At 65.1% G+C, this 23748-nt stretch carries 19 protein-coding genes and 1 pseudogene; 13 read left to right on the forward strand and 7 right to left on the reverse strand.

Annotated features, from left to right (window positions below):
- From QM712_RS32885 to QM712_RS32905, 5 genes and pseudogenes are all read left to right on the forward strand, one after another.
- A pseudogene (locus QM712_RS32885) lies at positions 1-304 on the forward strand (urea ABC transporter permease subunit UrtC); the annotation flags it as partial.
- A gap of 10 nt (positions 305-314) precedes the next feature.
- Positions 315-1070 (forward strand): urea ABC transporter ATP-binding protein UrtD, encoded by a 756-nt coding sequence (gene urtD, locus QM712_RS32890; RefSeq protein WP_415027317.1) that lies wholly within the window; start codon positions 315-317, stop codon positions 1068-1070.
- 10 nt (positions 1071-1080) lie between these two features.
- A complete protein-coding gene (gene urtE / locus QM712_RS32895; protein ID WP_415027318.1) occupies positions 1081-1770 on the forward strand; it encodes an urea ABC transporter ATP-binding subunit UrtE in 690 nt (229 codons plus the stop codon).
- Positions 1771-1797: 27 nt separating this feature from the next.
- Entirely contained in the window at positions 1798-3027 is a 1230-nt protein-coding gene (fmdA, locus tag QM712_RS32900; RefSeq protein WP_415027319.1) for a formamidase, read from the forward strand.
- A gap of 91 nt (positions 3028-3118) precedes the next feature.
- Positions 3119-3481 (forward strand): FmdB family zinc ribbon protein, encoded by a 363-nt coding sequence (locus QM712_RS32905; protein WP_415027320.1) that lies wholly within the window; start codon positions 3119-3121, stop codon positions 3479-3481.
- Positions 3482-3893: 412 nt separating this feature from the next.
- On the opposite strand, the gene QM712_RS32910 is transcribed toward QM712_RS32905, so the two are convergent.
- The 5 genes from QM712_RS32910 to QM712_RS32930 form a co-directional block, all read right to left on the reverse strand.
- On the reverse strand, positions 3894-4718 hold the full coding sequence (locus QM712_RS32910; protein WP_415027321.1) for an MlaD family protein: 825 nt from the start codon (positions 4716-4718) through the stop codon (positions 3894-3896).
- A 153-nt stretch (positions 4719-4871) separates the two neighbouring features.
- Positions 4872-7091, reverse strand: a complete 2220-nt coding sequence (locus QM712_RS32915) for an acetate--CoA ligase family protein (protein WP_415027322.1) — start codon at positions 7089-7091, stop codon at positions 4872-4874.
- A 282-nt stretch (positions 7092-7373) separates the two neighbouring features.
- Positions 7374-8366, reverse strand: a complete 993-nt coding sequence (locus QM712_RS32920) for a glycosyltransferase family 2 protein (protein WP_415027323.1) — start codon at positions 8364-8366, stop codon at positions 7374-7376.
- A gap of 307 nt (positions 8367-8673) precedes the next feature.
- A complete protein-coding gene (locus tag QM712_RS32925) occupies positions 8674-9243 on the reverse strand; it encodes a class GN sortase (RefSeq protein WP_415027324.1) in 570 nt (189 codons plus the stop codon).
- 134 nt (positions 9244-9377) lie between these two features.
- Entirely contained in the window at positions 9378-11642 is a 2265-nt protein-coding gene (locus tag QM712_RS32930) for a marine proteobacterial sortase target protein (RefSeq protein WP_415027325.1), read from the reverse strand.
- A gap of 186 nt (positions 11643-11828) precedes the next feature.
- Between QM712_RS32930 and QM712_RS32935 the strand changes: the two genes are divergently transcribed.
- Together QM712_RS32935 and QM712_RS32940 are read left to right on the forward strand one after the other, a co-directional pair.
- Positions 11829-12599 carry a helix-turn-helix transcriptional regulator gene (locus tag QM712_RS32935; protein ID WP_415027326.1) on the forward strand — a complete coding sequence of 257 codons (771 nt, stop codon included), beginning with the start codon at positions 11829-11831 and terminating at the stop codon, positions 12597-12599.
- A 56-nt stretch (positions 12600-12655) separates the two neighbouring features.
- Complete coding sequence (locus QM712_RS32940; protein ID WP_415027327.1) at positions 12656-14167, forward strand: glycosyltransferase family 2 protein; 1512 nt, start codon at positions 12656-12658, stop codon at positions 14165-14167.
- An 80-nt stretch (positions 14168-14247) separates the two neighbouring features.
- Here QM712_RS32940 and QM712_RS32945 read toward each other — a convergent pair whose 3' ends face one another.
- Together QM712_RS32945 and QM712_RS32950 are read right to left on the reverse strand one after the other, a co-directional pair.
- The gene (locus QM712_RS32945) at positions 14248-15468 is read right to left on the reverse strand and encodes an ABC transporter substrate-binding protein (RefSeq protein WP_415027328.1); all 1221 of its coding nucleotides are present in this window, start codon (positions 15466-15468) and stop codon (positions 14248-14250) included.
- A 75-nt stretch (positions 15469-15543) separates the two neighbouring features.
- A complete protein-coding gene (locus QM712_RS32950) occupies positions 15544-17094 on the reverse strand; it encodes an acyl-CoA synthetase (RefSeq protein ID WP_415027329.1) in 1551 nt (516 codons plus the stop codon).
- A gap of 268 nt (positions 17095-17362) precedes the next feature.
- Here QM712_RS32950 and QM712_RS32955 point away from each other — a divergent pair, with 268 nt between their 5' ends.
- From QM712_RS32955 to QM712_RS32980, 6 genes are all read left to right on the forward strand, one after another.
- Positions 17363-18499 carry an acyl-CoA dehydrogenase family protein gene (locus tag QM712_RS32955; protein ID WP_415027330.1) on the forward strand — a complete coding sequence of 379 codons (1137 nt, stop codon included), beginning with the start codon at positions 17363-17365 and terminating at the stop codon, positions 18497-18499.
- Between the two features lie 118 nt (positions 18500-18617).
- Positions 18618-19778 carry an acyl-CoA dehydrogenase family protein gene (locus QM712_RS32960; RefSeq protein WP_415027331.1) on the forward strand — a complete coding sequence of 387 codons (1161 nt, stop codon included), beginning with the start codon at positions 18618-18620 and terminating at the stop codon, positions 19776-19778.
- An 84-nt stretch (positions 19779-19862) separates the two neighbouring features.
- Entirely contained in the window at positions 19863-20519 is a 657-nt protein-coding gene (locus QM712_RS32965; RefSeq protein ID WP_415027332.1) for a glutathione S-transferase family protein, read from the forward strand.
- Positions 20520-20715: 196 nt separating this feature from the next.
- Positions 20716-21519, forward strand: a complete 804-nt coding sequence (locus QM712_RS32970) for a helix-turn-helix domain-containing protein (RefSeq protein ID WP_415027333.1) — start codon at positions 20716-20718, stop codon at positions 21517-21519.
- Positions 21520-21687: 168 nt separating this feature from the next.
- Complete coding sequence (locus QM712_RS32975) at positions 21688-22554, forward strand: 3-keto-5-aminohexanoate cleavage protein (protein ID WP_415027334.1); 867 nt, start codon at positions 21688-21690, stop codon at positions 22552-22554.
- Positions 22555-22662: 108 nt separating this feature from the next.
- On the forward strand, positions 22663-23748 hold a 1086-nt coding region (locus QM712_RS32980), incomplete at its 3' end, for an acyl-CoA carboxylase subunit beta (protein WP_415027335.1).

Consider the following 23748-nt stretch of genomic DNA (forward strand, 5'->3'; position numbering starts at 1 on the left):
CGTCGGCATCGTGCCGTCGATCGAGATGGTGATCTACACCGCGGTCGGCGGCCGCATGTCGATCTTCGGCGCCGTCTGGGGCTCGCTGCTGGTGAACTTCGCCAAGACCTCGCTGTCGGAATCCTTCCCGCAGCTCTGGCTGTTCGGCCTCGGCGCGCTGTTCATCGCGGTGGTGCTGGCCTTCCCGAGCGGACTGTCCGGCATCTGGGCCGACTACGTCCAGCCGCGCATCGATCGCCTGTTCGGATCGCGCAAGTCGGGGTGGAACGGCAATTCGGTCGCCGACGGCGCGCCGGCTGAGTGAGGAGATCGTCATGCTCGTTGGACAACAGCCCAAGGACTTCCTGCTCGCCGTCTCCGGTCTCACCGTGTCCTTCGACGGCTTCAAGGCGGTCAACGACCTCTCGCTCTATGTCGAGGAGAACGAGATCCGCGTCATCATCGGGCCGAACGGCGCCGGCAAGACCACGGTGCTCGACCTGATCTGCGGGAAGACCAAGGCGACTTCCGGGTCGATCCAGTTTCGCGGGCAGGAACTCACGAAGATGAAGGAGAACGAGATCGTCCAGGCCGGCGTCGGCCGCAAGTTCCAGACGCCGTCGGTGTTCGAGGATCTCACCGTGTTCGAGAACCTCGAGATCTCGTTTCCGCGCGGCCGCACCGTGTTCGGCTCGCTGACCTTCCAGCGCGACCAGCCGGTGAAGGAGCGGGTCGGGGAGGTCGCCGAGATGATCTTCCTCAAGGACAGGCTCGACACCTACGCTTCCGAGCTCAGCCATGGCCAGAAGCAGTGGCTCGAGATCGGCATGCTCCTGATCCAGGACCCGGACCTGCTGATGCTGGACGAGCCGGTCGCGGGCATGAGCGTGTCCGAGCGCGCCAAGACGGCCGAGCTGCTCAACCGCATCATCAAGAACCGGTCGGTGCTGGTGATCGAGCACGACATGAAGTTCGTCGAGGACATCGCCCACAAGGTGACCGTGCTGCATCAGGGCCAGATCCTCTCGGAGGGGACCATGGAGAAGGTGAAGAACGATCCCAAGGTCATCGAAGTCTATCTCGGTCATTAGGAGCCCATCGATGCTGGCAATCTCCGATCTCCACGTCGCCTACGGCCAGAGCGAGGTCCTGCACGGGCTCAACGTCAAGGTCGCGCCCAACGAGATCGTGGCGATCATGGGTCGCAACGGCATGGGCAAGACGACGCTGATGAAGTCGCTGATGGGCATCCTGCCGGCCAAGAGCGGCTCGATGACCATGGATGGCGCCGAGCTCGGCGTCCTCAAGAGCTACGAGCGGGTCGCCAAGGGTCTCGCCTATGTGCCGCAGGGCCGCATGATCTTCTCCACCATGACGGTGAAGGAGAACATCGAGACCGGACTCGTGGTCCACGGCGAGTCCGAGGTGCCCGGCGACATCTACGAATTGTTTCCGGTGCTGCTCGAGATGAAGGGCCGCCGCGGCGGCAATCTCTCCGGCGGCCAGCAGCAGCAGCTCGCGATCGCCCGTGCGCTCGCGACCAGGCCCAAGGTGCTGCTGCTGGACGAGCCGACCGAAGGCATCCAGCCTTCCATCATCAAGGACATGGCGCGGACCCTGAAGCGTATCCGTGACGAGCGCGGCTTGTCGATCGTCGTGTCGGAGCAGGTCCTGAGCTTCGCGCTCGACATCGCCGACCGCGTGCTGGTCATCGAGAACGGCGAGATCGTCCGCGACGATCCGCGCGACAGCGTCGATGCCGCACAAGTCTCGAAATATCTGTCCGTCTAACCAACCGTGTAAAAGGGGAGCTTCGCGATGCCAGAGACACTGATCAAGGTCGATCTCACCAAGTCGGCCTATGAAAACGACATGGTGCACAACCGCTGGCACCCCGATATCCCGATCGTGGCATGGGTCAATCCCGGCGACGATTTCATCATCGAGACCTACGACTGGACCGGCGGCTTCATCAAGAACAACGATTCCGCCGATGACGTCCGCGACATCGACCTGTCGATCGTCCACTTCCTGTCGGGTCCGATCGGCGTCAAGGGCGCCGAGCCCGGCGACCTCCTGGTCGTGGACCTGCTCGACGTCGGCCCGCTCAAGGAGAGCCTGTGGGGCTTCAACGGCTTCTTCTCCAAGCAGAATGGCGGCGGCTTCCTGACCGATCATTTCCCGCTGGCGCAGAAATCGATCTGGGACATCAAGGGCCTCTACACCTCGTCGCGCCACGTGCCGGGCGTGAACTTCGCCGGGTTGATCCATCCCGGCCTGATCGGCTGCCTGCCCGATCCGAAGATGCTCGAGACGTGGAACAAGCGCGAGGCCGAGCTGATCTCGACCAATCCGACCCGCGTGCCCGGCCTTGCCAATCCGCCGTTCGCGCCGACCGCCCATGGCGGCCGCGCCAAGGGCGATGCGAAAGCCAAGATCGGCGCGGAAGGCGCGCGCACCGTGCCGCCGCGCGAGCATGGCGGCAATTGCGACATCAAGGACCTGTCGCGCGGCTCGAAGATCTACTTCCCGGTCTACGTTCCGGGCGCAGGGCTCTCGATGGGTGATCTGCATTTCAGCCAGGGTGACGGCGAGATCACCTTCTGCGGCGCGATCGAGATGGCCGGCTGGCTGCATCTGAAGGTCGAGGTGATCAAGGACGGCATGTCCAAATACGGCATCAAGAATCCGATCTTCAAGCCGTCGCCGATCACACCGAACTACAAGGACTACCTGATCTTCGAAGGCATCTCGGTGGACGAGGCCGGCAAGCAGCACTATCTCGACGTTCACATCGCCTATCGCCAGGCCTGCCTCAACGCCATCGAGTATCTCAAGAAGTTCGGCTACTCCGGCGCGCAGGCCTATTCGATCCTCGGTACCGCGCCGTGCCAGGGCCACATCTCCGGCGTGGTGGACGTGCCCAACGCCTGCGCCACGCTGTGGTTGCCGACCGAGATCTTCGACTTCGACGTGATGCCGTCGGCGGCTGGTCCCATCAAGCACATCAAGGGCGATGTCCAGATGCCGATATCGCCGGACAAATGATCCCTGCGCGACGGATGCGGGACGGCGCGCTTCTGCCGCCCCGCATCGGTCGCGGGGCGGGTTTGAACAGGCAAGACGTGGGGATGATGCGATGCCGGTCTACGAATATCTCTGTGACGATTGCGGGCCCTTCAAGGATCTGCGCCCGATGGCGGAATGCGACGATCCGCAGAGCTGCCCGCACTGCGAGACTCTCGCGCCGCGCGTGATCCTGACCGCGCCGAATTTCTTCTGCATGCCGGCGGAGACGCGCAAGGCGCACGCCGTCAACGAGCGCAGCACGCACGCGCCGCAGACGCTCGCGCAATACAAGGCCTCGCATGGCCCGGGTTGCGGTTGCTGTTCCACGGGCAAGAGTGCCTCGGGCAAGAAGAAGCCGGCCCGGCTCATGACCAAGAGCAAGAGCGGCGCGAAGGGGTTTCCCACCGCGCGGCCCTGGATGATCAGTCATTGATGCGATCGGCCGCACATGATGCGGTCATTCCGTCGCATGACCGCATGCACGGGTCAGGACGGCGCGCGATGAAGCGCGGCGCTTGCCACGTTGCGTGTTGAACCCATGCGAGCCGGATGTGCTGTCGGAGGTTTGGCCAGGTGCCGTCGTGATCTCGCTGAGCCCTCGGGCAGGTGAAGCCGGCGCCATGATGGAATTGTGCCGGTGTTTTGCCCGACGTGTCAAACGGATCCGCGGTGGCCGCGAGCCTTCCGCGGGCCGCGGCGTGTCTACTGTGCATGGGGTTGTTTTCGCGATTTTTGCCGTGGGCGTCCCGCACGGCCCGACCGCATCCCGTGGAGCCCGCATCAACGGGCGTCTCGAAGGATGGCCGCGGCCGACCCGCCGACCGGGACATGCCGGTTCGGCGCGCCTACTGCTTCTGCTGCGTGGGCGGCTTGCGCGGCGGGCGCGGAAGCGGTGCCGCGCCGCTCATCTTGTTGGCGGCGTCGCTGACGTCGAGCAGCGTCCGGCGGGTGTCCTCGATGAAGCTCGCCGATTTCTTCTTCATGCTGTCGGCGAGCTCGCGCAGTCCGCGCACCTTCTCGAACAGCTCGTCGGCCTTGCCGTCGACGAAGCCGGGCACCGCGCCCTCGATCTTCGTCACCGCCTTGTCGAAACCGGTAAAGGCGCTCTCGACCTTGGCCATGACGGAATCGATCTCGTCGCCCTTGCCCCTGAGATCGGCCGTGTAGTCCTCGAAGGTGCGCAGGCCGTCCCTGATCGCGTCGGAATTGTTGACGATCACGCGGTCGACGCTATGCAGCGTTTCGACGATGGATTCGGCGTCGCTGAGATCGGCGGTCAGCACCGGGATGCCGTCGGCGTCGAGCGGCACCGGCGGCGCGGAGGGAGCGCCACCGACCAGCGAGATCGCGGCGACGCCGGTGAGGCCCTGGAACTCGATCCCGGCCACGGTGTCCTTGCGGATCGGCGCGTTGTTGTCGAGCATCACGAGCGCGACGATCTTGCGGGGATTGTCCAGCTTGATGGACAGGATCTGCCCGGACGGCACGCCATCGAAATTGACGGGACCGCCGCGTCGCAGTCCACTCGCGGAACCGCCCTCGAACACCACGCGCAACTGGCTGCGGCTCTGGGCCGCGCGCCATTTCTGCACGCCGAGCAGGCCGCCGAACGCCACGGCGATCACCGCCAGCGTCGCCGTTCCGATCACCAGATTGCTCGCGCGTGCCATGGAAGGGGATTCTAAGGCCAAAGCGGGGAAGTTGGAAGCAGCCCCGGCGCCATGGTAGGGAGCGCGGGTTAGCGAAGCGTAACCCGCTTTTCCTACTGCCGCCTGCTTTGCGGATTGGCGGACCTGGCCGGCATCAGCTCGCTCTGGGCGACATCAATGCCCTGCGGCGCGTTTGGCCGCGGCGTTGTTGAGGACGATGAGCGCGTCGACCGCGACGCCGGTCCTGGCGTTGATCAGGAACGGGTTGATGTCGATCGAGGCGATCCGGTTGCCGGCATCCGCGATCAGGTTGGACAGGCCGACCAGCGCCTTCACGGCGGAGGCCTCGTGCAGCGCGGGCTTGCCGCGATAACCCCGCATCTTGACGCCGGCCTTGGTGCGGCCGATCAGGGTGCTTGCCTCGGCCGCGTCGAGCGGTGCGCCGGCGAGCGCCACATCCTTTATCAGCTCGATGTCGACGCCGCCGGTGCCGAACAGCACGACGGGTCCCATCTCGGCGTCGAGCGAGGCGCCGACCACGAGCTCGAGATCGGCCTTGACCTGCTGCGCGATCAGGATGCCGTCGAGCCTGGGCTTGCCCTTCAGCTTCTTCACCCGCGCCGTGATGTCCGCGAACGCCTTCTTCACCTCGGCCGCGCTGTTGAGGTTCAGCACCACGCCGCCGATATCCGACTTGTGCAGGATCTCGGCGCTGACGACCTTGGCCACGACCGGAAAGCCGATCCCCTTGGCGATCTTCACCGCCTCCGCCGCCGTCCGCGCGATTCCCTCCTTCGAAACCGGGATGCCGTAGGCCTTGAGCAGCTTCTTCGAGGCGACCTCGTCGAGCGCGGCGCCGGTCGCGGATTTCAGCGCCTTCTCCAGCACGGCGCGAGCGGCGGGTTTGGAGCTCGAGACGATATCGGGCACCTCCTTGCGCAGCCTGGCGTAGTCGAGCAGCGATTTGATCGCGGTCACCGCGCGGTCGAGGCCCTGCATCACCGCGATATGCGGCAGCGATTTGCGCAGTCCCTTGGTGAACTCGGTGAAGCCGATCGACATCGCGCTGATGTAGATCACGGGTTTCGAGGCCCGGCTCGCCATCTCGTCGACGATGCGCAGATTGCGCTCGCGCAGCTCGTGCGGGGCCTTCGGCAGCTCCGCGTCGATGATGACGATGTCGATGTCGGGATCGTCGATCATCAGCTTGATCGACTTCATGTAGACGGAGGGATCGACCACCGCGGCAAATCCGGCGTCGAGCGGATTGCCGACGATCGAGCCCGGTCCGAGCATCTTTCCAAGCTCTGCGCTGACATGCGGGCTCAGCGGCGCGAAGTTCAGGCCCTTCTCATAGAAGGCGTCGATCAGCATGCCGCGCTTGCCGCCGGACAGCGTGACCGCGGCGAGCCGGCCGCCCCTCGGTCCCGCGGCGTGAACGAAGCATTCAGTGGTCTCGATCAACTCGTCGAGGCCGCCGACCCGGATTACGCCCTCGCGCGTGGCGATGGCATCGAACGTCTCGATCGAGCCCGCGAGCGCGCCGGTATGCGCCATCGCCGCGGCGCGCCCGCCCTCGGAGGCGCCGAGCTTGAGCGCGATCACGAGTTTGCTCGCGGCGCGCGCGGCCTTGCAGGCCTCGCGGAATGCCCGTGTGTTGCGCACGCCTTCGAGATAGACGACGATCACCCTGATGCTCGGTTCTTCGGCGAAATAGCGCATCAGGTCCGGTGTCTCGAGACCGGCTTCGTTGCCGGTCGTCACCATGTAGCCGACGCCGACGCCGCGATCCTCCAGCGCCTGGCGGATCGCCATGACGATGGCGCCGGACTGGCCGGCGATCGCCACCGCGCCTTGCTCCATGGTCACGATGCGGTCGTCGATATTGGTGAAGAGCTTTTCGCCGGCGCTCAGATTGCCGAGGCAATTCGGGCCGGTGACGGCCAGTCCCGTCTCGCGGATTGCCGTCTGCAGTTCGGCGGCGAGCTTCTGGCTTACCTCATCCTGCAACTCGCTGAAGCCGGAGGTGACGATGGTGGCCGAACGGGCACCGGCTGCTGCCGCATCGCGAATCACCTGAACGGCAAAGCGTGCCGGCACCAGCACCAGCACGTGGTCCGGTTTTTCCGGAAGGCTCGCGAAATCCTTGTAGCAGGGGACGCCCCAGATGGTTTCGCGCTTGGCGTTGACGGGATAGAGGCCGCCGGCGAAACCGTATTTGACGAGGTTGTTCCAGATGCGTTCGGCATAGTTGCCGGGCTTGTCGGTCGCGCCCACCAGCACGATGTTGCGCGGGTGCAGCATGGCGTGGATGCTCTTGACGAGATCGCCGGCGTCGGGCTGCGGGGACCATGGGCGAGCGGAAACGGACGCAGCAGGCACCTTGGCTTCCATGGCGAGACCTCACCTTTTGTTCTTGTTGCGGCGCGTCGTTCTGGTCTGTGGCGAGTTCTGGGGAGGCCATCGCGGCAGGCGCAATGCCGCGTGACGGAATGGGCTGGGCTTCACGTCGGAAGGCTAGCATCACCGGACTTCTGGCGAAAGTAAGAACGGCCCGGCGACGTGCGCGCGATCATCGGCGCGCGAGCAAGGCATGTCGCTGCTGTCCGCCGTCGTGCCGGGCTCGAACCCGACATGCTTCGTCATGCGCTGGTGTGGGTGGCCGGAGTGGCCCGTTCAGTACCGCAGCAGGCCGAACTTGTAGCCGTAGTGATAGATCACTTGCTGCATCAGGAAGTAGGCGATGGCGCGCCGGATCTGGATCTGCGTCGGCTCGAAGCCGAGGACGCGCCGCCGCAGGATGCCCATCTCCCTGACGCCGATCGCGTAGGTCGCCGCGGTCTTCTGCGCGTCGTGGATACGGAAGCAGGCGAGGAATCGCGGCAGGCGCACGAACTTGAATCCCGCTTCCTGCGCACGCAGGATGAAATCCCAGTCCATCGCGTAGTGGAAGCTCTCGTCGATAGGCCCGATCTTGTCCCACACGCGCTTGCGCCAGAACATCGTCTCCTGGGGAATGTAGTCGGCGTATTGCAGCGTTTTCCCGTCGTGGGGCGGCAGCACGGCGCGGCCGACCTCGAGTCCCTCGTTGTCGACGAAGACGCGATGGCCGTAGACGATGTCGACGTCGGGGTGAGACATGAAGTAGTCGGCGACATAGGCGAGCGTGCCCGGCAGCAGCATGTCGTCGCTGTTGAGATAAGCCATGATCTCGCAGTCGACGCCGGCGAAGCCGAGATTGATCGCATTGGACTGCCCGCCGTCAGGCTCGCTCTTCCAACTGAAGTTGCCGCCGAGGCTCTTCAGGAGATCGACCGTGTTGTCGATCGAGCCGCCGTCCTGCACGTGGTAGTACAGGTTCGGATAGCCCTGGCTCACGATGCTCTCGATTGTGGCGCCGAGATATTGCGCATGGTTGTAGCTCGGGGTGACCATCGCGATCCGCGGTGCGTTCGCGGGGAGCGCGGGACCGGGCCGTGAAGCCTTCAGGTTGAGCAGGCGAGGCGGGTACTGCTCGAACGTCCACATCGGCGGACGCCGCCACAGGCTGCGCAGGCTCGTGCGTCGTTGTCCGGCGGCAATGAGGTTCTGGTTCCTCTCCAGCAGCGCAACGCGATTCTCAAGCTGCTCCAGTCGCTTCTCGAGGCGTTGCCTGAGATCTTCGTCCATCGACTACTTCTTCCCGCAATTCGTACGCACTGCAAAATCAAAAGGCTTCTTATAGGTCTATGGTGGCCGGCGCCAGTTCAGCGCTCGCTCCGGGACGTGATGCATCATCACGCCCGGCCCGAGAAGTCTCGCCGGATACCCTCTCCCGCAGATCTGCCCCTGAGGTTAAGGGAGAGCTACCAACGCCGCGATTCTCATCATACCGTTGAAAATGTGGCGCAAACTGGTTGCCGGTTCCCCGCCGCCCGGAATGTCGGTGGCCGCCTTTAGCGCGATCTGCAATGCCCGGATAGTGGCGATAACGACACTATCCGCCTGTCCCCAGCAGGGTGGCATGAAGGACGTAGCGTTCCGGGCCGGATGTGACGGCATCGAACGGCCAGCAGGTGGCGAGCACCAGCTCGAATCCGCGGGTGGCCGGATCGATCCCCGAGGCGTCGAAATGGACCACGGCCGAGGCGTCCGCCCGGTAGCTGAAATGCCTGCCGTCGCTGCGTGTGATCTCGATCTCGTCACCGATGGAAACATTCCGCAGGAAACGGAAATGGGTGTCACGGTGCGCAGCGTAGACCGCGACGCCGCGCTCGCCGGCGTCAACCGTTTGGTCGATATGGCCGGGGCCGAAGGCGAGCGCCTGGCCGCTCGTACCGGCGAGCACGATGGCGCTGGCCCCGATACGCTTCACCTCGATCCGGGCGATCGGCCAGGTATCCGCCCAAGACCATGGTTTGACCGGGTGACCGGTCGCAATGCTCGTTTGGAACGCGCGTTCCAGGAGCACCTGCGCCAGCCATGCCTTGGCGTGGATGTAGGCGCCGTCACCGAACAGGATGGCGCCGATGAGAGTGAGAGCGAAGGGGGAGACGAGGCGGAGCATGGGTTCCTCTTGGGAGCAACGGCCCGGATTCGCCTTCGGGCGTTCCGGAACAGGCAGTTCAAAAAGGGCGCGCGCGACCGATGGGGGACGGGCGGCCGCGCGCGCCGAGACAGAGGAGTTCGGGGGCTCCTCTCTCAAGCGGCGTCAGTGAGCAAGGGCTGGCGCCGGTTGAACATGAACAGGATCAGGCCGAGCAGGATGGTGATCAGGCCTGCGATCATCTTCAGTTCGGCCGAGGTTGCGGTCTTGGGCAGACGGATCGCGTCGGGCGCGGCCGGCGTCGGACGCCGTGCGGTGGTCGCGCCGTTTGCATCGGCCCGGCGCTCGCCCGATTGTGCAGGCCCCTGGTGGGGACGCTCGCCAAACACCTTCTCGAAATCCCAGCCGGCCGGCAGGTTGACCGGCAATTCGCTGAGCTTGAGCGGCTCGCCTGCGGGGCGGCTCGGCGTCTTGTCGACGGCGACGAGGCTGGTCAGCCGCGTGACGATCTGATGGTCGAGCGCCAGCGCCAGGATCGCCTTGTCAGCATCTTCGGGCGTCATCTCGCGCATGGTACGCGCGACCTCGGCATCGCCGATCTTGCGCCTGGCCCAGAGCTTCGACAATCCGCTGCCTTCGGCGGCGTTCTGCAGCGGCAGAGTCACCGACCATGGACGGTCGCCGACGCGTCCCTTGATCTCGAGCGAACCCGCCAACTTGTCGAGCCGGGCCGCGAGCACCAGCGGTTCGTCCAGATAGACGTCGGGAATGATCGCCGGCGTAACATCGGCCTTGGCATCGGAGAATCGCGCGGTGAGGCCGGTGACGGCCGGGTTCTCCAGCTTGGCGAACAGGCCGCGCATGCGCTCCTCGACCTGCTCGACGGAGCCGATATGGGTGAAAGTGCCGCGGCCGAGTTCGGCTGCGCGCGTCATCAGATAGGTGTTGGGCGCCGACCCGATGCCGACCATGAAGATGCGCGAGCGGCCGCGCATCGCGGTGATCGTCTCGAACAATTGCTGCTCGTTGCCGATCGCGCCGTCGGTCAGGAACACCACCTGGCGAACCATGTTGGTGTCGCCGAGTTTGTCGGTCAGCGCGGCCCGCATCGCCGGGATCATCTCGGTGCCGCCACGGGCCTGCAGATCGCCGACGAACGAGGTCGCCGTTGCGACATGCGCGGTGTCCGCGGACACGGACGCCGGGAACAGCACGTCCATCGTGTCGTCGAAGCGGATGACGTTGAACCGGTCGTTCGGCTGCAGGCGCCCGAGCGCATACAGCAGGCTCGCCTTGGCCTGCACGATCGACGTGCCGCCCATCGATCCCGAATTGTCGATCACGAACACGACCTCGCGCGGCAGAGGTTTCTGCGTCGCCCGCTCGGTGGCCGGCGGAGTGACGAAGGCCAGCAGATAGTCGGCATCGCCGACATGCTCGCGAAACAGCCCCACCGAAGGCGCCTTCTCGGCGGCGGCCTTCCAGGTCAGCTCGAAATCGCGGTCTGCCGGTACGGTGCCGTCGGCAAGCGTAATGACGCGCGTCGTGCTGTCCGGGCTTTCCACCTTGACGTTGTGATGATGGCTCTTCACGTCGCCGAGTGCGAAGCCGGCCTTCAGGCGCACCGTGATGCTGGTCGGATTCACCGGCGGATTCTTCGCGGGATCCAGCACCGGAGGCGAGATGCGGTCGCGGTCCGGCACCGGGGCAGACGTGGTTGCGCCCCAGCCGGATCCGTCCTTGCGGAAGTCGACGCTCTGCACGATCGGCGCCGGATTGTAGCGCGGCCCGACCACCAGGGGCACCCGCAGCGAATATTCGCTGCCGGCCAGATGTACCGGCTCCTGATATTCGATCTGCACCAGCACGGTCTCGCCGGGTCCTATGTTGGCGACGGAGTTGGTGAAGATGTTGGGCCGCTGCTGCTCCGTCAGCGCGGCCTTCTGGCCCTCGCGCCGCGCCTGCTCGTAGATCACGCGGGCCTGCTGCCGCTCCTTGATGTCGCCGACGATGACGCGGTCGCCGACCACCATCTTCAGCGTATCGACCGCACCATCGGTTGCGAGCGGATAGACATAGGTCGCCTCGACCCAGTCGCTGGTCGGATTGCGGAAGACCTGCGTGACGCGGGCCCGCAGTGTCGGGCCCGACACCGTGATGTCGACATCCATGCCGAGGCGGATCGCTTCCGTGGTGACGCCATCGTCCTTCAGAAGCAGGGTGCCCGAACGGGCATCGCCCGGCTGCAGCAGGTTTGCCTGCTCGGTGGTCGCGGACCAGCCCGGCTCGAAGCTCACCAGCAGGGCCACGAAGCCGACCAGGAGCACGGCGATGCCCTGCACGAGAAGAAACAGTCCGAGCTTGATCAGCCTGCCCAGCAAGGGGTGCTCGTTGCCGCCGGCCGCGTCGTAGGTGTCCATCTCGATCTTCTCCCAAAGGACGTTTCGTGAGGCTCAGCTTTCGCCGGGAGGGCCGATTTCGCGAGCAGAATGATCGGCAATGTTCGGCCGCGGCCGGTCGGCGCACGCTGTGGCCGTGGCGGTGATGTGCGGTTTTGTGCTGACTTGTCCGCTCTGCTAGGATGGCGTCGTGAAGCAGGGGTGACGATGCAGACGCAGGACAAACTCAACGACAAGCAGCTGTCGGACGAGCAGAGCCGCGAGGTCGCCGAGACGATTCGTGAGGAGCTCGCCAGGCGCCGGATCTCGCGGCAGGCATTGGCCGAGCAGGCCAAGCTCAGCCTGTCCACACTGGAGAAGGTGCTCGGTGGGCGTCGCCCGTTCACGCTCGCGACCACGGTCCGGCTGGAGCAGGCGCTCGGCGTCTCCCTGCGCAAGGCCACCGGCGCGGTGACGCCTTCAGCCAGCAACGATGTCGCGCCCGACAGCCTCGGCTCCTATGCGCATCGCGCGGTGACGTGGCTCGAGGACGTCTATGTCACGTTAAGGCCATCATTCGGCGACAAGGAGTCCATCTTTGCCTATCGTACCGAGATCATGTGGGAGCCGAAGGTGTCATCGCTGGTCTTCCGCGAAGGTGAGCGGACCGACGCTGCCTATGAGCACACCGGTGAGGTCGCGGTACCCCACCAGTCCGGCTTCATCTATCTCGTCATCATCAAGCACGGCCAGCATCGCGTGATCACGGTGTCGCGGCCGACGGTCGCCGGCGAGATGTACGGCATCATCTCGACGCTCCGCGCCGGTCCCGGCTCGCAACTGACGCCGATTGCGGCGCCGATCGCCTACGTGCCGCTCAAGAACATTCCGGAGCCGTCCCTGGGACGGGTTGCGCCCAACGACGCCAATCACGCATTGTACCGCAAGCATCTGCGGCGCACAGTCGATGAGTCATTCGCCCTGTTCCTGCCAGGGTAGGCCCGCTCTCCATGAATTCAATCCGGCGGCCGCTTCGTGTCCGTCCATAAGGTCTCATGCCGAACACTCTCGCAAACCCGGGCGGCGCGCTTCCGCTGTTCTCCGTCATCATCCCGCTCGAATTTCATCGCGGGCAGTGGGAGCAGTCCTGGCTCGGCTGGACATCGCAGACCGCGGATCAATCGCTCTACGAAATCATTCTGGTCGTGCCGCCCGACTTCACGGCGCGCGAGGAGCTGAGAGCGATCGCCGGCGACAGGGCGCGGCTCGAATTCTCCGACTCCGATCACGACATCGGACTATGTGCCTTCGGCGCCGCCCAGGCGCGCGGGCGATACCTGTTCTTCACGGAATCGCACTGTTGGCCCGAGCCCGATGTGATCGCGCTCTGCATGCGCGCGATCGATGATCATCCCGACTGGGCGGGCTTTTCCTGTCAGTCCGTTCCCATCCTGCACAATCGCCTGTCCAGGGCGGAAGCCGCGATGTACCAGGCCGACATCGAATTCGGCCTGAAGCAGCATCCCTGGCGCAAGGTGCTGGATCAGTGCTTCGTGGCGCGGCGCGACGCCTATGACGCGTGCGGAGGCCTGCGCGAGGAGTTCGGTCATTACGCCGAATGGGTGCTTGCCGCTGCATATCACGCGCGCGGCTACACCATCGGCTATCTGGAGGAGGCGCGCTTCCATCACTACTACATCGGCCGGCTCGACGAGCTGACGAAGTTCACGCTCGATTTCGTGCAGGGAGAGATCCGCTATCTCGGCGAGGATCGTCGCGATCCCGGCAGCGAGCTGCTGGACGTGCCGGCCGAGTGGAACGAGTGGGCCGGTTTCGACGCTTCGGTGGCGCGCGGCGCGTTGAGCGCGCTGCTGCGCGACAGCCTCGCGGGCAAGGGCTGGCGACGACCCGACGAGAAGCTGCATGCCTTCTGGCGTCGGATTGCGCCGGTGCTGTGGGCCGATCTTCCCGCGCGCATCGCGGCGCGTCTCGCGGTCATTCATGCGCGCACGATCTTGAGCGCACTGACGGTGGCCGGTCCTGGGAAGGCGATCGAACGATGGATGTCGCGCTACAACGCCGCGCTGATCCGGCTGCAACGGCTCGCGTGCATTCGTTGCGTTCGCCGGCAGTCAGGGCCCGTGGCGGGGTTGCTCGGAAGCCCGGTTGTCGCGCAGACGGGATTCCATGGCTTCGAGGCATCGTCGGGCCGACGATTCTGCTGGAGCGAGCCGCAGGCCGCCGTGCGGATCAAGGCAGCGGCGGGCCGCAACATCGTCCGGATCGAATGTCTCACCGTTCGCGCGTCGTTGGACAAGATCGGTTGCCGTTTCTACATCGACGGCACGCCGGTGGACGAAGCGGCGGTCACGATCGGGACCGACAGCTATACGCTGCGGCTCGATCTCCCTCCATCCGGTGTCGCCACATTGGCGTGGGGTTGCCCTTTGCTCAGAGGGAGCGGCGATCCGCGCCGTCTCGGGCTGCCCGTCGTGGCGATCAAGGTAGTCCAGGAATCGGGCGGAACCGGGAGCGGCAGTCTTGCGCCCGTGCTCGTCGAGGCTTGATCGCGAGGTCGCGATCGTCGCCTGCCGAAAAAAGATAGCGGCCTGCGGGCCGCTATCTCGTCGCGCTCGTTCGTGAAGGGCTAGCCTCCTACTTCGGCGCTGATGATGTCGCCGAACAGATCCCACTTGCCGCCCTTGAACTGCATCATCTTGAGCTGCTCGATCGGGGCGAAGTCATTGGGGCCGGTGTTGATCGTGATGCCGGGGATCAGCGTGTCGGGCGCAAAGCCCTTCAGGCTCGCCGCCTGCTTCATCACGTTTTCCCGGGTCAGATCGTCGCCGCACTGCTTGAGCACCTGGACCATGGTCTGGGCCGCGGCGTAGCCGTACACGGTATTGGCGTCGGTGACGTCGGCGCCCGGCATGTACTTGCCGATGAAGGCCATGAACTTCTTCATGCCCTCGTCATCCTTCCACTGCGGGTCGGAGGCATCCTTCAGGTAGCCCGCGGAGAGCACGCCTTCGGAGGCCTGCAGGCCGGCCGGCTGCATCACCGCGCCGATCGAGATCGACACGTCGGTCATCAGGTGCATCGGCTTCCACTCGAGCTCGGCGATCTTCTTGATCGCCTGCGCGGCGAATTTCGGCGTCGCGATGTTGACGAACACGTTGGCGCCGGTGCCCTTCAGCTTGACGATGTGCGAGTCGATCGACGGCTCGGTGGTCTCGTAGCTTTCTTCGGCGACGATGAGCGATGACGCCTTGTCTCCGAAGATTTCCTTGATGCCCGCGACGTAGTCCTTGCCGAAATCGTCATTGGCATAGAAGAGGGCGACCTTGGCGTCGGGCTTGGTCTTCAGGATGTACTTCGCGAAGATCCGCGCCTCGACCCGGTAGCTCGGCTGGAAGCCCATGGTCCACGGGAAGGCCTTCGGATCGTTCCACTTGCTGGCGCCGGTGGCGAGGAAGAGCTGCGGCACCTTCTTGGCGTTGTGATATTTCTGCACGGCGGTCTGGGTCGGCGTGCCCAGCGCGTTGAACACCAGGAAGACCTCGTCGCTCTCGATCAGCTTGCGGATCTGCTCCACCGTCTTGGGCGGCGAGTAGCCGTCGTCATAGGAGATGAAGTTGATCTTGCGGCCGTTGATGCCGCCCTGCTCGTTGATCATCTTGAAATAGGCTTCCTCGGTCTTGCCGATGACGCCGTAGGCCGAAGCCGGGCCCGAATAGGCCTCGACGTTGCCGATCTTGATCTCGGTGTCGCTTGCGCCGGTGTCGTATTTCTTCTGCGCGTAGGCACCCTGGGCCGTGAACAACATCAAGGCCGCGGCTGCGGCAAGCAGGGAGAGTTTCCTGTTCATGAAAATTCCTTGGGTTCTTCTGGGTTGGAGCAGGCACGTCGAAAAGCAAAGGGCGCCCGCGAGGGGCGCCTTTTGTCAGGCATTGGCGACTTTCTTGTCGACTTCCGAAGTCACCGAGAATTCCTTGCGGAGTGTCGGCTTGTGGATCTTGCCGGTGGCGTTGCGCGGCAGCGCCGTGACGAAGTGAACCTGACGCGGGCATTTGAAGCGCGCGAGGTTGGACGCGCAATGCGCGAAGACGTCCGCCTCGGTCAAGCTCTGGCCCGGCTTGACCGCGACGATGGCAAGGCCCACCTCGCCCCATTGCGGATCGGGAATGCCGATCACGGCGGCTTCGGCAATGGCCGTGATCTGGTGCAGGACGTTCTCGACCTCGGCCGGATAGACGTTCTCGCCGCCGGAGATGTACATGTCCTTCCAGCGGTCGACGATGTAGTAGAAGCCTTCCTCGTCGACGCGCGTCGCATCGCCCGTGTGCAGCCAGCCGTCCGTGAAGGACGATCTGTTTGCCTCCGGCCTGTTCCAGTAGCCCGGCGTGATGTTCGGTCCCTTGACCCAGAGCTCACCGAGCTCGCCGACGTCGGCGTCCGTGCCGTCGGGACGCACGATCCGGACTTCGGTGTGCAGCACCGGCTTGCCGGCGGAGCCGGCTTTCCGCGCCGCGTCCTCGCGGTCGAGAACCAGCACGGCCGGTGACGTCTCGGTCATGCCGTAGCCCTGCTGCAGCGCGACGCCGCGCGCCTCCCAGACCTTCAGCAGCGGCACCGGCATCGGTGCGCCGCCGACGCCGCCGATGATCAGCCGGCTGAAATCCGTGGCGGCGAAGGCCGGATGCTGCGCCATGAACTGGTAGATCGCGGGCACGCCGAAGAAGACGTTGATGCCCTGCGTGGGATCGCCGATCAGGCCGAGTGCCGCGCCGGGATCGAACGCGCGCATGATCATCACGGTGCCGCCGGCATGCAGCACGGGATTGGTGTAGCAATTCAGTCCGCCGGTGTGGAACAGCGGCAGCACGGTGAGCAGCACCGAGGACGGCCCGATGCAGGCGGGGCCGCCGAGATTGACGCAATTCCAGAAGGTCATGCCGTGGGTGATGGTCGCGCCCTTCGGATGACCCGTCGTGCCCGACGTGTACATGATGGTCGAGACGTCATCGAGCGTGACCGGCTCGATGCGGTCGAGCGGCCGCGCGGCCTTGATGCCGGCCTCGTAGGTGCCGCCCGCGCCGAGCAGAAGGTTCGACGCGACGCCGCAGAGCTTCGCCACGCTCAGCGCCGTCTCGGCGAGATCGGCATCGTGGATCATCACCTTCGGCGCGCAGTCGCCGACGATGAACTGGAGCTCCGGAACGGTGAGCCGCGTGTTCAGGGGCACGAAGACGGCGCCGAGCCGGCCGCAGGCGAACTGGACCTCCAGCGTATCGGTCGTGTTCAGCGCCAGCACCGCAACGCGGTCGCCGCGCGAGACGCCGAGCGTGTCGCGGAGAAATCCGGCGAGGAGGGAGATGCGCATGTCGAGCTGCGAATAGGTGAGGCGGCGTCCGCTCGCGAGGTCGATGGCCGCGACCTTGTCCCGGGTGCGGCGAGCATGATGAGCGATCCAGTCGTAGTGACGAACGGCCAAAAATCCCTCCCTCGGCGGTCTCGTCCCGCCTGCATTCTTATTGCTTCGCACCATGCCCGGCATGGCCCTGGGGCCAGCCGGAGTTCTGTGCGTCACGTCTTTTTTGATCCGGAGTTGGCCCGCGCGGGGCGAAAACCGTCTTGCGTTGAGTTGCTAGACGGCTCGCCGTAACGCCGCGCGCAGGTGCTAGCCACTCCGCGCAAGTGGCTCGCCGATGTTCCGGGCCATGGTGAATGCGAGGAATCGCCGTCAGCGAGGCGAAAGCGCAATGAAGACCCCGTTCTATACCGCCGAGCACGAGGCGTTCCGCGACGTGATGCGTCGCTTCGTCGAGAAGGAGATCGAGCCGTTCGCCCATGAATGGGACGAGGCCGGCGAATTCCCCCGCGCGCTCTACCGCAAGGCGGCCGAGATCGGGCTGCTGGGGCTGGGATTCCCCGAGGAATATGGCGGGATCGCCGCCGACCAGTTCATGAGGATCGTCGCCAGCCAGGAATTGGCGCGGGCGGGCGCCGGCGGTGTCAGCGCCAGCCTGATGAGCCACACCATCGGCTCGCCGCCGATCGCGCGGGCCGCGCGCCCTGAGGTCAAGGCGCGCGTGCTGCCGCAGGTGCTCTCGGGGGAGAAGATCTCCGCGCTCGCGATCACCGAGCCGGGCGGGGGATCCGACGTCGCGGGCCTTCGCACCAAAGCGCGGCGCGAGGGGGATCACTACGTCGTGAGCGGCGAGAAGACCTTCATCACCTCGGGCGTGCGCGCCGACTATCTGACCGTTGCGGTGCGGACCGGCGGCGAGGGCGCCGGCGGTGTCAGCCTGCTGCTGATCGAGGGCGATACGCCCGGCCTGTCGCGGACCAAGCTCAAGAAGATGGGCTGGTGGGCTTCCGACACCGCGACGCTGCATTTCGACGATTGCCGCGTTCCGGCCGGAAATCTGATCGGCGAGGAGGGGCAGGGCTTCAAGATCATCATGCAGAACTTCAACAGCGAGCGGATGGGCATGGCGGCGAGTTGCACCGCCTTCGCGCGTGTCTGTCTCGACGAAGCGATCGCCTATGCCAGGGAGCGCAAGACCTTCGGCAAGCCGCTCGCCCAGCATCAGGTGATCCGGCACAAGATCGTCGACATGGCGCAGAAGGTCGCGGCGTCGCAGGCGATGCTGGACATGCTGGCCTGGCGGCTCGAGCAGGGCGAAAGCCCGGTCGCGGAGATCTGCATGATGAAGAACCAGGCGACGCAGACCATGGCGTTCTGCGCCTCGGAGGCCGTGCAGATTTTCGGCGGTGCGGGCTTCATGCGCGGCATCAAGGCCGAGCGCATCTACCGCGAGGTCAAGGTCAACGCCATCGGTGGTGGCACCGAGGAGATCATGAAGGATCTGGCATCGCGGCAGATGGGATTGTGATTCTCGCCGTCATTCCGGGGCGACGCGAAGCGTCGAACCCGGACTCTGGACATTGTAGGACTTATCTCTGGATTCCGGTTTCGCGCTTCGTGCGCCCCGGAATGACGAAGGGAAAAACATGCTGTTCACCGCCGAACACGACGACGTCCGCCGCTCCCTGCAGAAATTCATCGCCAGCGAGATCAATCCTCATGTCGATGAATGGGAGAAGGCGGACATCTTCCCGGCGCACGAGCTGTTCAGGAAGATGGGCAGCCTCGGCTTCCTCGGGCTGAACAAGCCGGTCGAGTTCGGCGGCTCGGGGCTGGATTATTCCTACGCGCTGATGATGGCCGAAGAGCTCGGCGCCATCACCTGCGGCGGCGTGCCGATGGCGATCGGGGTGCAGACCGACATGGCGACGCCGGCGTTGGCGCGGTTCGGCTCGGACGAGGTGCGGCGCGAGTTCCTCTCTCCCTCGATCTCCGGCGATTTCGTGGCCTGCATCGGCGTTTCCGAGCCCGGCGCGGGCTCCGACGTCGCCTCGATCAAGACCAATGCGCGTTCGGACGGCGACGACTACATCATCAGCGGCGGCAAGATGTGGATCACCAACGGCACCCAGGCCGACTGGATCTGCCTGCTCGCGAATACCGGCGAAGGGCCGGTCCACCGCAACAAGTCGCTGATCTGCGTGCCCATGAAGAGCAAGGGCGTCACGGTGGCGCGCAAGCTCGACAAGATGGGCATGCGCTCCTCGGACACCGCCCAGATCTTCTTCGACGATGTCCGCGTGCCCAAGCGCAACCGGATCGGCGAGGAGGGCAAGGGCTTCACCTACCAGATGATCCAGTTTCAGGAGGAGCGGCTGTGGGGCGCGGCCGCCTGCCTCAAGGCGCATGAATACATCATCGACCAGACCATCGAATACACCCGCAACCGCAAGGCCTTCGGCCAGAGCATCCTCGACAACCAGGTCGTGCACTTCAAGCTCGCGGAGATGCAGACCGAAGTCGAGCTGCTCCGCGCCCTGATCTATCGCGCCGGCGAGGCGCTGGTGGCCGGCGAGGACGTGACGAGGCTCGCGACGATGGCGAAGCTGAAGGCCGGGCGGCTCGGGCGCGAGCTCACCGACGCCTGCTTGCAATATTGGGGCGGAATGGGCTTTACCAACGAGACGCCCGTCAGTCGCGCCTATCGCGACAGCCGCCTGACATCGATCGGCGGCGGCGCCGACGAGGTCATGCTGATGGTGCTCTGCAAGATGATGGGCACGTTGCCCGGCAGCAAGAAGGTCTGAGCATGATCTCATCGGAAGACCGCTGCACATTTCGCGCCGGCCCGGCCGTTCCGGGCCGGGTCATGCTCTAGGAGGAGACGCCCCATGATAACGCTCTATCACTGCGAAGGCGCGCGCTCCTTCCGTCCGCTGTGGATGCTGGAGGAGATGGGGCTGCCCTATGAATTGAAGATGCTGCCGTTCCCGCCGCGCGTGCTCGCCAAGGACTATCTAGGCATCAACCCGCTCGGCACGATCCCCTTCCTGATCGACGGCGAGACGCGGATGAGCGAGTCCTCAGGCATCTGTCATTATCTCGGCATCAGGCACGGGCCGACGCCGCTGATGGTCGGACCCGAAGACCCCGCCTATGGCGCGTTCCTGAACTGGATGTATTTCAGCGACGCCACATTAACCTTCCCGCAAACGCTGGTGCTCCGATACGCCCAGCTCGAGCCGGAGGAGCGCCGTAATCCGCAGGTCGCCGGCGACTACGCAAAATGGTTCCTCGGGCGATTGCGCGTGGTCGAAGCAGCGCTCGCGAATGCCGAAACATTGTGCGGCGGCCGCTTCACCGCCGCCGACATCGTGATCGGCTATGCGCTCCGGCTGGCCAACGCCATCGGGCTCGCCAAGGATTTTGGGCCAAATGTCGCAGCTTATTGGGCGCGCCTGCAGCAACGCGAGGGCTACGGACGTGCGGTCGCCGCGGAGCGGAAGGCCGGTGTCGAGCAAAACGTTCCGCCGCGTGTGAGGGCGTAGTCAGGCTATCATCCCCGGGCGATGCTCCCGTTCCGGGACGACGATGTTGCCAAAGTTTCGGACACGGCTCCTGACCGTTCCGGATGACGGTATTTTGCGCGCCGAGACGGCGCTATCCCGTCGTGACAGCGCCCAAATTTCCGCTAAGGTGATCTTCATCCGCAGCAGCCAGAGAGCCGCGCGAGGAGGACCGCCTATGGAAGACAAGGGTCGCGAATCCGACCATCTGATGCTGATCACGCCGGAGCGCGTATTCTATGCCGGTCTGCTCGGCCGTCCGCGCAAGCGGACACCCGGTTGCTGCCATGTCTACGTCGCGGTGAAAGGCAGCCTGCATCTGACGATCGACGACGCCCACGCCACCGGCGAACTGTTCGTCACCCTTCCGAATCAGCGGCACTCCATTGCCAGCGATTACCGCACCGCGATCAGCGTGACGCTGGAGCCGGAAAGCATGCCGGACGGCGTGATCGAATCCTTGGCGGAGCGGCTCATGGGCCCGGACAGAGCCGTGTATGCCCGCAAGATCCTCGCCGCTTATGCGCTGCTGCGTCAGCGCCGCTATGGCGACATCACCACCGCCGAGTTCGACGAGATGTGCTTCGGCGAGGCGCTGCCCCGCCGCGTGCTCGACCCGCGCGTGATGCGCGCCGTTGCCCGGATCGGACGGTTCTCCGGCGAGCCCGTGACGGCGGATTGCTGTGCCGCGGAAGCGGGCCTGTCGGCTTCGCGCTTCCTGCATCTGTTCAAGGAGGAGACCGGCATCTCGTTCCGCTCCTTCCGTGCCTGGAAGCGCGCGCGGCATCTGCTGCACTACGCCAATCAGGACCTCAACCTCGCGCATCTGGCGCAGGACATCGGCTATCCCGACAGCACCCACTTCAGCCATTCGATTCGCCGCTTCTACGGATTGAAGCCGCGCGCGATCTTCGTCGGTTCGCGCGACCTTGCGATCTATCGCAGCGGCAAGACGGTGAGGGAGCTCGCGGAAGCGAGCTAGCGCTGCACCTCGCGGCTCTGCGTCGGGTGGATGAGCCTTCGGCTGATCCACCCTGCGGGTGCTGGTTTTTCCTAGCTTCTCCGCGCAAGAAGCCGCATGTCGCACGTCACATGATCGCAAGCGTTGAATTCTCAACGTGCGAGACATCCAAGTCATGAGCGACAAGGCATGAGCGACAAGGCCGTCATCACCTGCGCGCTGAACGGCGTGCTCACCGACCCCAAGCAGCACAACGTTCCGGTCACGCCCGAGCAGATGGCGCGCGAGGCCAAGGCCGCGTTCGATGCCGGCGCCAGCATCATGCACATCCATCTGCGCCAGCAGGCGCCGGGCAAGGGGCACCTGCCGTCCTGGGAGGTCAACGTCAGCAGGGAGATCCAGCAGGCGATCCGCGAAGCCTGCCCCGGCGTCATCATCAACCACACCTCGGGCGTCTCCGGGCCGAACTACAGCGGTGCGCTCGACTGCATCCGCGAGACGAAGCCGGAGATCGCGGCCTGCAACGCCGGCTCGCTGAATTATCTGAAGGTCAAGGCCGACAACACCTGGGCCTGGCCGCCGATGATGTTCGATAACGCGGTCGAGAAGGTGCAGGACTATCTCAACGTCATGAAAGAGGTCGGCACCATTCCCGAGTTCGAATGTTTCGACGTCGGCATCGTCCGCTGTGTCGGGATGTACAACCAGGTCGGCATGTACAAGGGACCGCTCGAATACAACTTCGTGATGGGCGTGGCGTCCGGAATGCCGTCCGATCCCGAGCTGCTGCCGATCCTGCTCAAGCTGAAGCGGCCGGAAGCGCATTGGCAGGTCACGGCGATCGGCCGCGAGGAGATCTGGCCGCTGCACCAGCGCTGCGCCGAGCTCGGCGGTCACCTGCGCACCGGCCTGGAAGACGCCTTCTATCTCGCCGACGGCAAGAAGGTGACGTCGAACGGTCAGCTGATCGAAGCCATCGCCGCATGCGCCCGCCGCGCGGGCCGCGAGATCGCGAGCCCGGTCGAGGCGCGGAAGATCTTCGGGACGAACAGGTAAGGATCGCCTCAACCGTCATTGCGAGCGAAGAAATCCAGGATCCCCCGGCGAAAGCAGTCCGGATTGCTTCGTCGCTTTGCTCCTCGCAATGACGAGCAGGATAGAGTGATGTCCATTCTCGAAAATTCCATTTCCCCTGGAAGCGCCACCTACCACGCCAATCGCGACGGCATGCTCGCCCTGATCAGCCGCATGCGCGAGCTGGAGGAGCGCACACGCGCGGCGTCCGCCGCCGCGAAGGATCGCTTCCACAAGCGCGGGCAGCTCCTGCCGCGCGAGCGCGTCGCGCTGGTGCTCGATCCCGGCGCGCCTTTCATCGAGCTCTCGACGCTCGCCGGCTACATGTTCGACGTTCCTGATCCCGCCAGGAGCGTGCCCGGCGGCGGCGTCATCGCCGGCATCGGCTTCGTGTCGGGCATCCGCTGCATGGTCAGCGCCAATGATGCCGGCATCGATGCCGGCGCGCTGCAGCCTTTCGGTCTCGACAAGACGCTGCGGGCGCAGGAACTGGCGCTCGAGAACAGGCTGCCCTACGTGCAACTCGTCGAAAGCGCCGGGGCCAACCTGCTGCGTTACCGCGTCGAGGATTTCGTGCGCGGCGGCAATATCTTTCGCAATCTGGCGCGGCTCTCGGCGGCGGGCTTGCCTGTCGTCACGGTGACGCACGGCTCCTCGACGGCCGGCGGCGCCTACCAGACCGGCCTGTCCGACTACATCGTCATGGTTCGCGGCCGCACCCGCGCCTTCCTCGCCGGGCCGCCGCTGCTGAAGGCCGCGACCGGCGAGATCGCCACCGAGGAAGAGCTCGGCGGCGCCGAGATGCACACGCAGGTGTCCGGCCTCGGCGATTATCTCGCCGAGGACGATCGCGACGCGCTGCGCATCGCGCGCGAGATCATGGCGGCGCTGGAATGGGAACGGCCGGGCGGCGTCGCATCACAGTTCAAGCCGCCGCGCTACGATCAGGACGAGCTGCTCGGCATCATGCCGATGGATCACAAGCGTCCGGTCGACATGAAGCAGGTGATCGCGCGCATCATCGACGATTCCGATTTCACCGAGATGGCGCCGAACTACGGCCCCGCCACCGTCTGCGGCCATGCCCGCATCGAGGGCCAGGCGATCGGGATCATCACCAACAACGGCCCGCTCGATCCGGCCGGCGCCAACAAGGCGACGCATTTCATCCAGGCC

The organism is Bradyrhizobium sp. (assembly GCF_047605465.1).
In the GTDB taxonomy this organism is placed as follows: Bacteria; Pseudomonadota; Alphaproteobacteria; order Rhizobiales; family Xanthobacteraceae; genus Bradyrhizobium.

Bases quoted from the DNA above. Each gene is read 5' to 3' on its own strand.
- QM712_RS32940 (WP_415027327.1), top strand. From the start codon at position 12,656: ATGCCGAACACTCTCGCAAACCCGGGCGGCGCGCTTCCGCTGTTCTCC.
- QM712_RS32935 (WP_415027326.1), top strand. From the start codon at position 11,829: ATGCAGACGCAGGACAAACTCAACGACAAGCAGCTGTCGGACGAGCAG.
- QM712_RS32955 (WP_415027330.1), top strand. From the start codon at position 17,363: ATGAAGACCCCGTTCTATACCGCCGAGCACGAGGCGTTCCGCGACGTG.
- QM712_RS32905 (WP_415027320.1), top strand. From the start codon at position 3,119: ATGCCGGTCTACGAATATCTCTGTGACGATTGCGGGCCCTTCAAGGAT.
- QM712_RS32930 (WP_415027325.1), bottom strand. From the start codon at position 11,642: ATGGACACCTACGACGCGGCCGGCGGCAACGAGCACCCCTTGCTGGGC.
- QM712_RS32915 (WP_415027322.1), bottom strand. From the start codon at position 7,091: ATGGAAGCCAAGGTGCCTGCTGCGTCCGTTTCCGCTCGCCCATGGTCC.
- QM712_RS32960 (WP_415027331.1), top strand. From the start codon at position 18,618: ATGCTGTTCACCGCCGAACACGACGACGTCCGCCGCTCCCTGCAGAAA.
- QM712_RS32965 (WP_415027332.1), top strand. From the start codon at position 19,863: ATGATAACGCTCTATCACTGCGAAGGCGCGCGCTCCTTCCGTCCGCTG.
- QM712_RS32920 (WP_415027323.1), bottom strand. From the start codon at position 8,366: ATGGACGAAGATCTCAGGCAACGCCTCGAGAAGCGACTGGAGCAGCTT.
- urtD (WP_415027317.1), top strand. From the start codon at position 315: ATGCTCGTTGGACAACAGCCCAAGGACTTCCTGCTCGCCGTCTCCGGT.
- QM712_RS32910 (WP_415027321.1), bottom strand. From the start codon at position 4,718: ATGGCACGCGCGAGCAATCTGGTGATCGGAACGGCGACGCTGGCGGTG.
- QM712_RS32945 (WP_415027328.1), bottom strand. From the start codon at position 15,468: ATGAACAGGAAACTCTCCCTGCTTGCCGCAGCCGCGGCCTTGATGTTG.
- fmdA (WP_415027319.1), top strand. From the start codon at position 1,798: ATGCCAGAGACACTGATCAAGGTCGATCTCACCAAGTCGGCCTATGAA.
- urtE (WP_415027318.1), top strand. From the start codon at position 1,081: ATGCTGGCAATCTCCGATCTCCACGTCGCCTACGGCCAGAGCGAGGTC.
- QM712_RS32970 (WP_415027333.1), top strand. From the start codon at position 20,716: ATGGAAGACAAGGGTCGCGAATCCGACCATCTGATGCTGATCACGCCG.
- QM712_RS32975 (WP_415027334.1), top strand. From the start codon at position 21,688: ATGAGCGACAAGGCCGTCATCACCTGCGCGCTGAACGGCGTGCTCACC.
- QM712_RS32925 (WP_415027324.1), bottom strand. From the start codon at position 9,243: ATGCTCCGCCTCGTCTCCCCCTTCGCTCTCACTCTCATCGGCGCCATC.